This window comes from Providencia sp. PROV003, from assembly GCF_045040775.1.
Taxonomy (GTDB): Bacteria; Pseudomonadota; Gammaproteobacteria; order Enterobacterales; family Enterobacteriaceae; genus Providencia; species Providencia huashanensis.
The window spans coordinates 2,457,048-2,470,006 of the sequence record NZ_CP096369.1 but is presented as its reverse complement, the minus strand read 5'-3'; the positions used below and the strand labels follow the sequence as shown (position 1 = coordinate 2,470,006).

Sequence of the window (12,959 nt, the reverse complement as noted above, 5' to 3'; positions counted from 1 at the left end):
TACCTTAAGATTATTTCTCAATTGCTCTAAGTGCAACCCTCAGAACGATTTTCTTACAAGAAAGAGAATATTCCGCTTTCGTTTGCTGCTTTTTTAAGCAAATAATGGCTAGTCAGCCTAGTTTCATACCTATATGATACATAGTCAACCGAAAAGGAGAGAACAAGAAGTATGAGCCAATCGACATTTTCGCCACAAAAAGACCATTCTGGCTTTTATTATTTTACACAAGGGTGGCGACTAGTTACACGTCCTGGTATTAAACGCTTTGTCATTTTGCCCTTATTAGCAAATATTATTTTCTTAGGAGGTGCTTTTTGGTGGTTATACACTAAGCTTGGCGGCTGGATAGACCAAGTGATGAGTTATATTCCGAGTTGGCTACAATGGCTTGATTATGTGTTTTTTCCATTAGCGGTGATTTCTATCTTATTAGTTTTTACCTATTTTTTCAGTACCATTGCAAATATTATTGCAGCCCCATTTAATGGTTGGTTATCTGAAAAACTAGAAGCCGAACTGACAGGGAAACCCGCTCCTGACACAGGAATGGCGGAACTACTAAAAGATGTTCCACGCATGATAAAACGTGAGTTTGTGCGTATTGGTTATTATTTACCCCGCGCACTTGGTTTATTGATTTTATTTTTTATTCCGGGTATTGGCCAAACCATAGCACCTGTTTTGTGGTTCCTATTTGGGGCTTGGATGATGTCAATTCAATATTGTGATTACCCATTTGATAACCATCGCGTTGGCTTTAGTGAAATGAAACAAGCGCTTGCGAAAGAACGCATGAGAAATATTCAATTTGGTGGCGTCATCAGTTTACTCATGATGCTACCTTTCGTAAATTTAGTCATCATGCCTGTTGCTGTCTGCGGCGCGACACTCATGTGGGTTGATAGGTATCGCGGACGTTACGCCCGTTACTAAGTATTTTCTAACCGATAAGCGCAGGCTTCATCGCCTGCGCATGCCAACACACACATTCACACCATCAATTTTTTGCTTTAATTTCATTCTTAGAACAATTAGATCTAAAATAGCATTTTGTTATAAGCTTATATTCAAATCATATTTGCATTAATTTGTTGTTCACGTATGTTGAATTCATATTATTTTTTGTCTTGACTGAGTGACACAATTTTACTCGCTAACCGATTTTTAAGGATATCCCATGAGCAAAATCTATGAAGATAATTCGTTGACCATTGGACACACTCCTCTTGTGCGTTTAAAGCATTTTGGTAATGGTAATATTTTAGCAAAAGTGGAATCACGCAACCCAAGTTTCAGTGTAAAGTGCCGTATTGGCGCTAACATGATTTGGGATGCGGAGAAAAAAGGTATCCTAAATAAAGATAAAGAGTTAGTGGAACCAACGAGTGGTAATACTGGGATTGCTCTTGCTTATGTTGCCGCGGCTAGGGGGTATAAATTGACCCTTACAATGCCAGAAACCATGAGTATCGAGCGCCGTAAATTGCTCAAAGCCTTAGGGGCTAACCTTGTCCTTACTGAGGGTGCAAAAGGCATGAAAGGCGCCATTGCTAAAGCTGAAGAAATTGTCAATAGTAACCCTAAAAAGTACCTTTTACTTCAGCAATTTAACAACCCTGCCAACCCTGAAATTCACGAAAAAACAACCGGCCCTGAAATTTGGGAAGATACCGACGGTAATGTTGATGTCGTCGTTGCGGGCGTCGGAACAGGCGGTACTATCACAGGGATTGCAAAGTATCTAAAAAATACCAAAGGCAAAGAAGTTACCATCGTTGCTGTTGAGCCTGAAACTTCCCCAGTTATCACCCAAGCATTGGCAGGTGAAGAAATTAAGCCAGGGCCTCATAAAATTCAAGGTATTGGTGCTGGTTTCATCCCCGGTAACTTAGACCTAAAACTACTCGATAAAGTCATTCAAATCAGTGATGATGAGGCAGTTAAAACAGCCCGTGAATTAATGGAAAAAGAAGGTATCCTTGCGGGTATTTCATCAGGCGCTGCCATCGCAGCCGCAACAAAAATTGCTGCAGACCCTGCATATAAAGGCAAAAATATAGTCGTAATTTTACCTTCATCAGGTGAGCGTTATTTATCAACTGTTCTGTTTGCTGACATTTCTGCTGACTAACATAATTTCGTTGCAAATTCGTTAAAAAAGCACCTTAAAGGTGCTTTTTTTGTGGTGCAGATCAAAGTTTAGCACGGATGGAGATGATTTCTAATTCGGGGTTTAGTATTAAACATAGTAATTATTTTGCACCTCGAAATTAATCACTTTTTAGTCACCTCCACCGCAAACATCTGGTAGTTGTAAAGTGGCTAAAAAAACATAACTTCAGAGGCAAAAACTGAAAAAGGGTTGATACCGCACAAAGTAGGAAACCTTTTTGCAAGTTAATAATCTAACTATACGCAAACCTAGTCTATTTCATCTACAATAGGCTGGGTAATTAAAAAAACTAAAGTTATTGAGGAAATACTATGTTCCAGCAAGAAGTCACTATTACGGCACCAAATGGTCTACATACTCGTCCTGCAGCTCAATTTGTGAAAGAAGCAAAAGCATTCTCTTCTGATATTTCTTTGATTTCTGGCGGCAAATCCGCTAGCGCAAAAAGCCTGTTCAAATTACAAACTTTGGGTTTAACTCAAGGTACAGTGGTCACCATTTCCGCTGAAGGTGAAGATGAGAAAGAAGCCGTTGAACATTTAGTTAAACTGATGGGCGAATTAGAATAATTTCGCACGCAAGAGAAACGTCTTACCGATCTCATTCGCTGTCCCTGAATGATATCATTCGGGGATATTTATATAATCGGTATAACCATAGCGGTCTCTGCAATATCAGAACTCCTAGCACTAGCAGCAGTAAGGTAATATTATGATTTCAGGAATTTTAGTATCCCCGGGTTTTGCTTTTGGTCAGGCTTTAATCCTCAAAGAAGATCCTATCGTTGTTAGCACAAAAAAGATTGCTGACGATCAGGCAGATAAAGAAATTGCACGCTTTATTGAGGGTCGTAACAAATCAGCCGAACAACTCACTTTAATTAAAGAGAAAGCCGAAAAAAATCTTGGAGCCGAAAAAGCTGAGATTTTTGAAGGTCATATTATGCTGCTAGAAGATGAAGAGCTTGAACAAGAAATAATCTCTTTGATTAAAGGCGACAAAAAAACGGCTGATGCTGCCGCCTATTCCGTTATTGAAGACCAAGCCCAAGCACTTGAGTCCCTAGATGATGAGTATCTGAAAGAACGTGCTGCCGATGTACGCGATATCGGTAAGCGCCTACTAAAAAATATTTTAAATATTCCAATTGTTGATTTAAGCGCTATCGACAAAGAAGTGATTTTGGTTGCTGCTGATTTAACGCCTTCCGAAACCGCACAACTGAACTTAGATAAAGTTCTGGGTTTTATCACCGATTTAGGTGGTCGTACATCACACACCTCAATTATGGCTCGTTCTCTTGAGTTGCCTGCTATTGTCGGCACGAGTGATGCAACCAGTAAAATTAAAAATGGTGATTTTATCGTATTAGATGGTGTAAATAACACTATCTACTTAAACCCATCAGAAGCTGAAGTTGATAAGTTAAAAGCTTTCCGTGATGAATATCTGCAAGAAAAAGAAGAGCTCGCAAAATTAAAAGATTTGCCAGCAATCACACTTGATGGACATCAAGTTGAAGTCTGTGCAAATATTGGTACTGTACGTGATGTCGCAGGGGCTGAACGTAATGGTGCAGAAGGTGTTGGCCTCTATCGTACCGAATTTTTATTTATGGATAGGGATTCATTCCCAAGCGAAGAAGAACAATTCCAAGCATATAAAGCCGTTGCAGAGTCAATGGGCAGCCAAGCTGTTATTGTTCGTACAATGGATATTGGTGGTGATAAAGACCTGCCGTATATGAATTTGCCAAAAGAAGAAAACCCTTTCCTTGGTTGGCGTGCAATTCGTATTTGTCTTGACCGCAAAGAAATTCTACACTCACAATTAAGAGCTATTTTAAGAGCGTCTAAATTTGGTAAACTGCGTATTATGTTCCCAATGGTCATTTCCGTTGAAGAAGTTCGTGAACTAAAAGCAGAACTTGAGATACTAAAAGCTCAATTACGCGAAGAAGGCAAAGCCTTTGATGAAGCAATTGAAGTTGGTGTTATGGTGGAAACACCAGCAGCAGCAGTTATTGCTCGTCATTTGGCAAAAGAAGTTGATTTCTTTAGTATTGGGACGAACGATCTAACTCAATACACTTTAGCGGTTGACCGTGGTAATGAACTGATTTCTCATCTTTACAACCCAATGTCACCAGCTGTCCTAAACTTAATTAAGCAAGTGATTGATGCATCACATGCAGAAGGTAAATGGACAGGGATGTGCGGGGAACTCGCAGGAGATGAGCGTGCAACCTTATTGCTACTTGGCATGGGGCTGGATGAATTTAGTATGAGCGCAATATCAATTCCACGTATCAAAAAATTAATTCGCAATGCGAACTTTGTTGATACTCAGGCTCTGGCTGAACAAGCACTTGCTCAACCAACAGCAGATGAATTGATGAAACTTGTAGATACCTTTATCCAAGAAAAAACGTTATGCTAGGAACAGCACATTAGTTCGGTCCCATATAAAACGATTAGGAGAAGGTCCATGGGTCTGTTTGACAAACTGAAATCACTCGTTTCGGAAGACAAAAGTAGCAGTGGTAGTATTGAAATTATCGCCCCTTTATCTGGTGAGATTGTCAATATTGAAGATGTTCCAGATGTTGTATTCGCAGAAAAGATTGTTGGTGATGGTATTGCGATTAAACCAGCAGGGAATAAAATTGTCGCTCCTGTAGATGGTACAATTGGTAAAATCTTTGAAACTAACCATGCATTTTCTATTGAATCTGATGATGGTATAGAGCTATTTGTTCACTTCGGAATTGATACAGTTGAACTCAAAGGCGAAGGTTTCAAACGTATCGCTGAAGAAGGCCAAACCGTCAAGAAAGGTGATTTAATCATCGAATTCGATTTAGCACTGCTAGAAGAAAAAGCCAAATCGGTTCTCACTCCTGTTGTTATTTCTAACATGGATGAAATTAAAGAACTGAATAAACTAACGGGTTCAGTGACCGTTGGTGAAACAGTTATCATGCGTATAAAGAAATAGCCTAGCTATCCGCTCTATTCGCTAGACAAAGCCGTCAGGCCCTTGCCTGATGGCTTTACTCGTTCTTAGCCTGAGTTAACCTTACTGGTTAAATACCCCAGTCGATAAATAACGGTCTCCTCGGTCACAAATTACCGCAACAATCACCGCACCTGGGTTCTCTTTTGCTACTTTTAAAGCCCCTGCTACTGCTCCACCAGAACTGACACCACAGAATATCCCCTCAATTTTTGCCAAAGCCCTCATGGTTTCTTCGGCTTCTTGTTGGTTGATATCTAATACACTGTCAACTAATGAATCATCAAAAATACCGGGAAGATACCCCGGCGACCAACGTCTGATCCCTGGGATTTGGCTTTTTTCTGCGGGCTGCAACCCAACAATCTGTACATCGGTTGATTGGGATTTTAAATAACGGCTGACCCCTGTGATAGTCCCTGTTGTTCCCATGCTAGAGACAAAATGGGTGACCCTCCCCTGTGTCTGCCGCCAAATTTCTGGGCCGGTTGTTTTAAAATGAGCTAATGGGTTATCTGGGTTATTAAATTGGTCTAATACAGTCCCTTCCCCCCTGAGCGCCATTTCTTTAGCGAGATCTCGAGCACCTTCCATTCCCACTGCGGTACTCACTAAAATAAGCTCCGCACCATACGCTTGCATAGATGCTTGGCGCTCTTTACTCATGTTATCTGGCATCAGTAATTTTAGTTTATAGCCTTTTAGTGCAGCTATCATCGCTAGTGCTATCCCTGTATTGCCGCTCGTCGCTTCAATAAGCGTATCCCCAGGTTTAATTTCCCCTCGTTCTTCAGCTTCTTTGATCATCGAATAGGCAGCCCTATCTTTCACTGAACCCGCAGGGTTATTACCTTCTAGCTTAACCCAAATTTCAGCATTAACCCCTTGAACCAAGCGCTGAAGTTTTACTAAAGGTGTATTACCGATAAACTGTTCCAGAGTTGACACTTTACCATCCTTATAATTTTTATTTATAGATAGGAGCAAATAGAAATAAGATATTACTCCAATATTAGCGCGTGAAAAATGAAATCTATTCACATTAATATTAGAAAAATAGATTATCTTTATTACCATTATTGATATAGCTAATTGATATAATATATTACTATAAGTTTATATGATTACCAGTTATATTTAACAGAAAAAATAAAATAATACATATAAATATCAATGAATTACAAGAAAAAACGACGTGATTGTTGGGCTAAATACTATTCATAAATAGCCCAACAACAGAAAAGAGAGATACTTAAGATGTCATAAAAATAAATAGCATTTATTATCTATTTATATAAATGCTATCAACAATAACAATTTATATTCATGCACTTTCCGCTAATTGAGGAAATAATAACTCCGTGTTTCCTTGGTAAATTTTAACCTGCTTGCTACCTAAAAAGTAACGTTCACCACGTGTCGGTATTGTTGCTGCGGACTGCCAAACAACAGATATTGGGTCATTTCCCCACCCTAATGGTTGAACTGTTAATTGCCAAAAATGACCTCTTGGACCAGATTCTGTTACCCTAACAGGTAAACGGTGTTGTTCATCCACTTCAGGTTGTAATGATATTTCCCAAGGCCTAAGAAATACATCGACCTCTCCTTGATGAGCACTGCTATGATTAAGCGAAAATTCATAACCGCCGATATTGAGCATTGACCCCCTGATTTGTGCTGAGATTTGGTTAACTTCCCCCATAAACTCAAGAACAAAGCGAGTCTCAGGGCTCTGCCAAATAGCACTTGGCGTCCCAACCTGCTCAATATGCCCTTCACTCATAACGACGACCCTATCTGCCACTTCCATGGCTTCTTCCTGATCATGAGTGACAAACACACTAGTAAATTTTAACTCGTCATGTAATTGACGTAGCCAGCGGCGTAGCTCAACACGAACTTGCGCATCAAGAGCTCCAAAAGGCTCATCAAGCAATAAAATTTGCGGGTCAACCGCCAGTGCACGTGCTAAAGCTACACGTTGCTTTTGCCCACCAGAGAGCTGTGCAGGATAACGGGAAGCCAAGTGAGATAATTGCACCATCTCCAATAGTTGCATGGCTTTTTGTTTGATAGCTTGTGTGGATGGTCGCTGCTTACGCGGTAGAACTGTTAAGCCAAAAGCGACATTATCAAATACCGTCATATGACGAAATAATGCATAATGCTGAAAAACAAAACCTACATGCCTATCCTTTGCATGTATTTTACTGACATCTTGGCCGTGGAAACGCAAAGTACCGTAACTTTGTTGCTCAAGCCCTGCGATTATCCTTAATAGCGTTGTTTTACCTGAACCAGAAGGCCCCAATAGCGCCACCATCTCACCCGATGCAATATCCAGTGAAATACCGTTGAGTACTTGGGTTTTCCCAAATAACTTACCGATTTTTTCAATTTCAATACTCATGATCAATGGACTCCTGATTCAGACTGCTGACGATTTAAATGCCATTGCAATGCGCTTTTAAGGATTAATGTAATGATGGCCATTACAGCGAGGACCCCTGCGGCAGTAAATGCACCGACAGTGTTATAATCCTGATGTAATAATTCAACTTGTAACGGTAAGGTATAGGTCTCACCACGAATAGCACCGGAAACCACGGATACCGCACCAAATTCCCCAATCGCCCGAGCATTGGTCAGTACAACACCGTATAGCAACGCCCAACGGATATTCGGTAATGTCACTCGCCAAAACATTTTCCACCCTGAAGCCCCCAGCAATACCGCGGCTTCATCTTCTTGGCTGCCTTGGCTTAACATCAATGGTACCAATTCACGCACAACAAATGGGCAAGTCACAAAAATCGTCACTAAAGCCATTCCAGGCCATGAAAACATAACTTGAATATCAAACCCTTCAAGCCAACCACCAAACCAGCTATTAGAACCATAAAACAACAAATACAATAAACCTGCGACGACGGGGGAAACCGCAAATGGGATATCAACTAATGTAAGCAGTAACTGCCGACCTGGAAAATGAAAACGCGTGACGAGCCATGCCATCATTGTGCCAAAAACCAAATTTACAGGTACGGTAATTAAGGCAATTAACACAGTTAGCCCAATCGCATGTAACATGTCAGGGTCTGCTAAATTCAGTAAAACGGTATCTAAGCCTTTTTGAAATGCTGTAATAAAAATCCAAATAATTGGGATAACCAATAGCAAAACTGAGAACAGAATACCGATGGCTATTAATAACCATTTCCCCCAGTTGATTTGGGAACGATTAGCAGCATGAATAGGTGTAACTTGTGCCATTACTTACCCCCTAATCGTTTACCAAAACGGCTTTGTACTAAGTTAACACTAAATAAAAGCAGCAATGAAACCGCCAAAATAACGGATGCGACAGCACTCGCCGCAGGGTAATCAAATTGCTGTAATTGACTGAAAATCATTAATGAAACTACTTCTGTTTGCCAAGCAATGTTACCTGCAATAAAGATAATGGCACCAAATTCCCCCAAACTACGAGTAAAAGACAACACTGTACCCGCTAAAAGAGCTGGGGAAAGTTCAGGTAATACGACTCGTCTAAATGTTTGCCAGCGGCTAGCACCGAGCGTTTGCGCCGCTTCTTCATATTCAGGCCCTAACTCTTCTAAAACAGGCTGCACGGTACGCACTACAAATGGGATACTGGTAAACGCCATTGCTACCGCAATTCCTAACCATGTATTCACAACTTTAATGTCGAACTGGTGAAGGTATTGACCATACCAACCAGAAGTTGCAAACAATGTCGCGAGTGTCAAACCAGCGACGGCGGTAGGTAATGCAAAAGGCAAATCAACTAAACCATCTAAAAACAGACGTCCAGGAAAGCGATAGCGAGTCAAAATCCAAGCTAATAATAGGCCAAAGACGGCATTAAATAGACTGGCAACCAGCGCTGACAACAAAGTTACTTTGTAGGCGGCAACCACTTGCGGGTAACTAATCACCGCCCAATATTGCTGCCATGTCATATCTGACAGTTGTATTACCAATGCACTCATGGGTAGCAGCAAAATCAAACAGGTATAAAATAAGCTGCTCCCTAATGTCAGCCCAAAGCCTGGTAGAAAGCGCTTTCCTGAACGGCTCATTAACGGCGCCCTTGAGCCATTAGTTCGTCAAACTCGCCACCTGTTGCAAAATGCACATCCATCACTTTTGGCCAGCTTTCAAATTGAGACTCAACTGTAAAAAGTTTTGTCTCTGGGAATTTAGCCTTATTCGCTTCCATTACAGCTTTATCATTCACGCGATAATTAAAGCTAGTAATAATTTCTTGGGCTTGAGGGCTATATAAATAATTCAAATAAGCTTTAGCGACATCTTCTGAACCATTTTTTTGTACATTTTTATCAACCCAAGTCACTGGAAATTCAGCCAAAATATCAACTGGTGGTACAATCACTTCATAATCAGACTCACCATATTGACTACGAATGTTGTTCACTTCTGATTCGAAGCTAATCAATACATCACCTAGCTCTCTTTCAATAAAAGAGGTAGTTGCACCACGGCCACCAGTGTCGAATACTTCGACATTTTTTAGGAATTGCTTCATTTGCTCACGTGTTTTTGCTTGGTCACCATTGTTTTCTTGGTTAAAAGCCCCCCATGCAGCAAGGTAGGTATAGCGGCCATTTCCAGATGTTTTTGGGTTTGGAAATATTAATTTTACGTCTTCACGTACCAAATCATCCCACGTCTTAATTCCCTTAGGGTTTCCTTTACGCACTAAAAACGCCATTGTGGAGTAATAAGGTGAACTATTATTTGGTAATCGAGCTTGCCAGTCAGCAGGGATCAATTTGCCTTTATCGTGCAAAATTTGCACATCTGTAACTTGATTATAAGTGACAACATCGGCTTTCAACCCCTGCAATATTGCTAGCGCTTGCTTCGATGAACCCGCGTGGGATTGTTTAATCGTTAATTTGTCGTCTGGATGTGCTTCATTCCACTGTTTTTCAAATGAAGGGTTTAATGCCACAAATAACTCACGGGCAATGTCATAAGAGCTATTAAGGAGTTCTGCGGCAATTAATGGCGTGCTGCCGAATAACGATGCCGTCGCCAAGCTTGCTAATGCTGTTTTTTTCAAAAATGATTTTTTCATTCCACACCCATTCATAACTAAACCAAAACGACTAAGATTAAAAACACTGTATCTGTTTTGGTTATAACTGTGTAGCTATCAATCACCTTTTGATATATCAAATTAGAATAACAAAGAAAATATCGACATAAGAGTAAAAATACTGTTTTATTTTAATGAGTTAAGAAATGAATAGTTTTCATGAATAAACCAAATCGACAAATCTATATACCGTATTTACGGTTGTTGATGGCTTAATTCGTTTGGGGTGAGAAAAGATTGATATTCACTTAGGCAGGGCATCAGCATATTCATGATAACAAAAGAGCGCCGCATCCATGCGGCAAACAGTCATTTATAATGCGAGTAGTTTCTCAAGAGAAGGCGCATAGTAATAACTACCTGAAACGGCTTTCGTCATACGCAGTAAATCATCGTATTTACCGTCTTTTTCACCAAACATACTAAGCAATTGTTGTTCAATATTGTGTAGCCTTGCACAATAGGCGACAAAGAATAAACCATGTTTACCACTTGCTGTGCCATACGGCAGGCTGTGACGCATGATGGATAGCTCTTCACCCTCTTCTTCTACCACGACTCGTGAAACATGCGAAGTCACATTACGCACATCTTCATCAAGCTCAACGCTATCATGTTTAGTACGGCCAATCATTTTTTCCTGTTCATGTTCAGTAAAACGATCCCATTTCCTTAAGTCGTGTTCATAGCGTTGAACTAAAACATAACTACCACCCTTGTCATCGCCTTGTTCGACTAATGTCACTTCCGCAATTTCTTCACCTTGCGGATTTTCTGTACCATCAATAAAACCGCTTAAGTCCCTATCATCTACCCAGCGGAAACCATGAATTTCCTCAACAACATGAATAGATTTACCAAACACTTTTAGTGCCGCTTGCGCTAAAGAGAAATTAATATCGTGGCGAAGAGATTGAATATGAATAAACATATCTCTTTGTGTGGCAGGCGCAAGCCCCTTACCTAATGTATGGAATGGTTTCAATTCAGGTGCGCACTGAGCATGCCCCAATTGCTGCCAAATATCAGAGCCAAACGCAATTACTGCACCAAGACGGTCATCAGGATATTGCGCCTGTAATTTGGTCAAAGCATCGACAAAGCCTTTACATCCAGATTTAACTTCATCCAGAGATCCTTCTTGCACTTGTGCTTCAATAAAAATACCAAAACGGCTATGTTCTTTCAAAATACCACTTTGAGAATGAGACATACGGTAAACCTCGTAAAATGAGTATGTTATATAACCTATTTTTTATATAAAACGATATGATTATCCTATCTTATCGTGATGTTTTTCACCTTGTTTTAACGCAAGGGTTTATAGGTTTCGATGCCTATTATAGGAAAGAAAATTTAAGAAAGGGGAAATTTATTTGTGTACAATAACGAGGTTCAATAAAAGAGGGGATCGCCAGTATAACTAAACCTGACGATATACCTTAAAATCAGCTTACTTATGCCAAATTATCTGCGATATTGTCCATGATTGAAGGTCATTATCCGAAGGCATCATCCCTTCTGGCCCTTGCCATTTACCCGTAAAACGGTAAATAACTTTTGTTGATTGTGGCGAATTACATTCAATGCTTGGTACATCATTGATTCGCTCACCAAGGCTACATACACCAAATGCTTTTTGGTATATTTCACTAAATTCAGTGCCAACTTTTGGCCCCCACTCGGTAACAATATCAGGGTCATTGACTGTAATGCGCGACACATAGCCATGCTCAGGCCCCATTATCTCTAATTTTACCTCGTCATCATTAATGCCTTGGAAAATAGCGACCACATCACCATTGTCCATTTGCATTCCGCTACGGATGTTATAACGGTCATTAAGCTGCGTTTTAATAGTATCAGCTTGCATCCGGGTAAAATTGGTTACTTGACCAACCCCTGAGCTAGAGATCACTAGTGGGCTACTAAACCAAGTCGATGGCGAAAAAATTTTCGTGCCAGCACAACCTGACAATAGTGTTATTCCGCATAGCAGAGTAATTTTCAACAATGGCGTTAAGCCGCTATTGTTATTAAAAGTTGCATGTTGGGACATATCATCCTCTTTAATCCGTCGCATAATGCATATTGTGACAACCTATTTGCCAAAACATTCACATGAATGATTAAACAAATAGTCAATTAACCTAAAAATCCGTTTCGTGAGTTAATTTTTTCGAATAAATCAAACGTTCAGACTGTTCTTCTTCATAAAGCATTTTTTCAAACATACAAATAGCGGCATCTGATTCTTCGCTCACTAAAAGTTCAATTCTGCCACACCCTCTGGCAATTAGTTTTTTCTCTAGCCGGCTGACTAAAGCATTTGCTATACCGCGCGCACGATATTCAGGATGTACAGCAAGGTAAACGGCTGTGCCGCGGATACCATCGTACCCGCCCATAATGGTACCAACAACCTCACCTGCGACCTCAGCGACTAAGAATAAGTCTGCACCGCATTGTAATTTACGTTCGATGTCGAGTTCAGGGTCCCCCGAAAACTCATTGAGAGAACAACGTTCCCATAACGTCAGTACATCTTCATAATCACTTTGGCGAAAGATGCGTATTTCCATAACATTTGCCCGTTTAAACTAATCTTTCTGTCATTAT

At 40.3% G+C, this 12,959-nt stretch carries 13 protein-coding genes; 5 read left to right on the top strand and 8 right to left on the bottom strand.

Annotation, left to right across the window (positions count from 1 at the left end):
• Positions 1 to 171 precede the first annotated feature (171 nt).
• From cysZ to crr, 5 genes are all read left to right on the top strand, one after another.
• Complete coding sequence (gene cysZ / locus M1F14_RS11180; protein ID WP_181468610.1) at positions 172 to 936, top strand: sulfate transporter CysZ; 765 nt, start codon at positions 172 to 174, stop codon at positions 934 to 936.
• 244 nt (positions 937 to 1,180) lie between these two features.
• Positions 1,181 to 2,134: a cysteine synthase A gene (gene cysK / locus M1F14_RS11175; protein ID WP_048607831.1), complete on the top strand. Its 954-nt coding sequence runs from the start codon at positions 1,181 to 1,183 to the stop codon at positions 2,132 to 2,134.
• A 353-nt stretch (positions 2,135 to 2,487) separates the two neighbouring features.
• Complete coding sequence (gene ptsH / locus M1F14_RS11170; RefSeq protein WP_004264876.1) at positions 2,488 to 2,745, top strand: phosphocarrier protein Hpr; 258 nt, start codon at positions 2,488 to 2,490, stop codon at positions 2,743 to 2,745.
• A 142-nt stretch (positions 2,746 to 2,887) separates the two neighbouring features.
• Positions 2,888 to 4,615 (top strand): phosphoenolpyruvate-protein phosphotransferase PtsI, encoded by a 1,728-nt coding sequence (gene ptsI / locus M1F14_RS11165; RefSeq protein WP_042844601.1) that lies wholly within the window; start codon positions 2,888 to 2,890, stop codon positions 4,613 to 4,615.
• A 48-nt stretch (positions 4,616 to 4,663) separates the two neighbouring features.
• A complete protein-coding gene (crr, locus tag M1F14_RS11160) occupies positions 4,664 to 5,173 on the top strand; it encodes a PTS glucose transporter subunit IIA (protein WP_004264878.1) in 510 nt (169 codons plus the stop codon).
• An 81-nt stretch (positions 5,174 to 5,254) separates the two neighbouring features.
• Here crr and cysM read toward each other — a convergent pair whose 3' ends face one another.
• From cysM to M1F14_RS11120, 8 genes are all read right to left on the bottom strand, one after another.
• Positions 5,255 to 6,139 (bottom strand): cysteine synthase CysM, encoded by an 885-nt coding sequence (gene cysM / locus M1F14_RS11155; protein ID WP_042844602.1) that lies wholly within the window; start codon positions 6,137 to 6,139, stop codon positions 5,255 to 5,257.
• A gap of 376 nt (positions 6,140 to 6,515) precedes the next feature.
• Positions 6,516 to 7,604 carry a sulfate/thiosulfate ABC transporter ATP-binding protein CysA gene (gene cysA, locus M1F14_RS11150; protein WP_042844604.1) on the bottom strand — a complete coding sequence of 363 codons (1,089 nt, stop codon included), beginning with the start codon at positions 7,602 to 7,604 and terminating at the stop codon, positions 6,516 to 6,518.
• A gap of 2 nt (positions 7,605 to 7,606) precedes the next feature.
• Positions 7,607 to 8,467 carry a sulfate/thiosulfate ABC transporter permease CysW gene (gene cysW / locus M1F14_RS11145; RefSeq protein WP_042844605.1) on the bottom strand — a complete coding sequence of 287 codons (861 nt, stop codon included), beginning with the start codon at positions 8,465 to 8,467 and terminating at the stop codon, positions 7,607 to 7,609.
• Positions 8,467 to 9,297 carry a sulfate/thiosulfate ABC transporter permease CysT gene (cysT, locus tag M1F14_RS11140; RefSeq protein ID WP_042844606.1) on the bottom strand — a complete coding sequence of 277 codons (831 nt, stop codon included), beginning with the start codon at positions 9,295 to 9,297 and terminating at the stop codon, positions 8,467 to 8,469. Before cysT ends, cysW begins: the two co-directional genes overlap by 1 nt.
• Complete coding sequence (locus M1F14_RS11135; RefSeq protein ID WP_042844607.1) at positions 9,297 to 10,319, bottom strand: sulfate ABC transporter substrate-binding protein; 1,023 nt, start codon at positions 10,317 to 10,319, stop codon at positions 9,297 to 9,299. Before M1F14_RS11135 ends, cysT begins: the two co-directional genes overlap by 1 nt.
• 334 nt (positions 10,320 to 10,653) lie before the next feature.
• Positions 10,654 to 11,553 (bottom strand): Dyp-type peroxidase, encoded by a 900-nt coding sequence (locus M1F14_RS11130; RefSeq protein ID WP_042844608.1) that lies wholly within the window; start codon positions 11,551 to 11,553, stop codon positions 10,654 to 10,656.
• Positions 11,554 to 11,793: 240 nt separating this feature from the next.
• A complete protein-coding gene (locus M1F14_RS11125) occupies positions 11,794 to 12,399 on the bottom strand; it encodes an RpoE-regulated lipoprotein (protein ID WP_042844609.1) in 606 nt (201 codons plus the stop codon).
• 91 nt (positions 12,400 to 12,490) lie between these two features.
• Positions 12,491 to 12,922 carry a GNAT family acetyltransferase gene (locus M1F14_RS11120; RefSeq protein ID WP_042844611.1) on the bottom strand — a complete coding sequence of 144 codons (432 nt, stop codon included), beginning with the start codon at positions 12,920 to 12,922 and terminating at the stop codon, positions 12,491 to 12,493.
• Between the last annotated feature and the right edge of the window lie 37 nt (positions 12,923 to 12,959).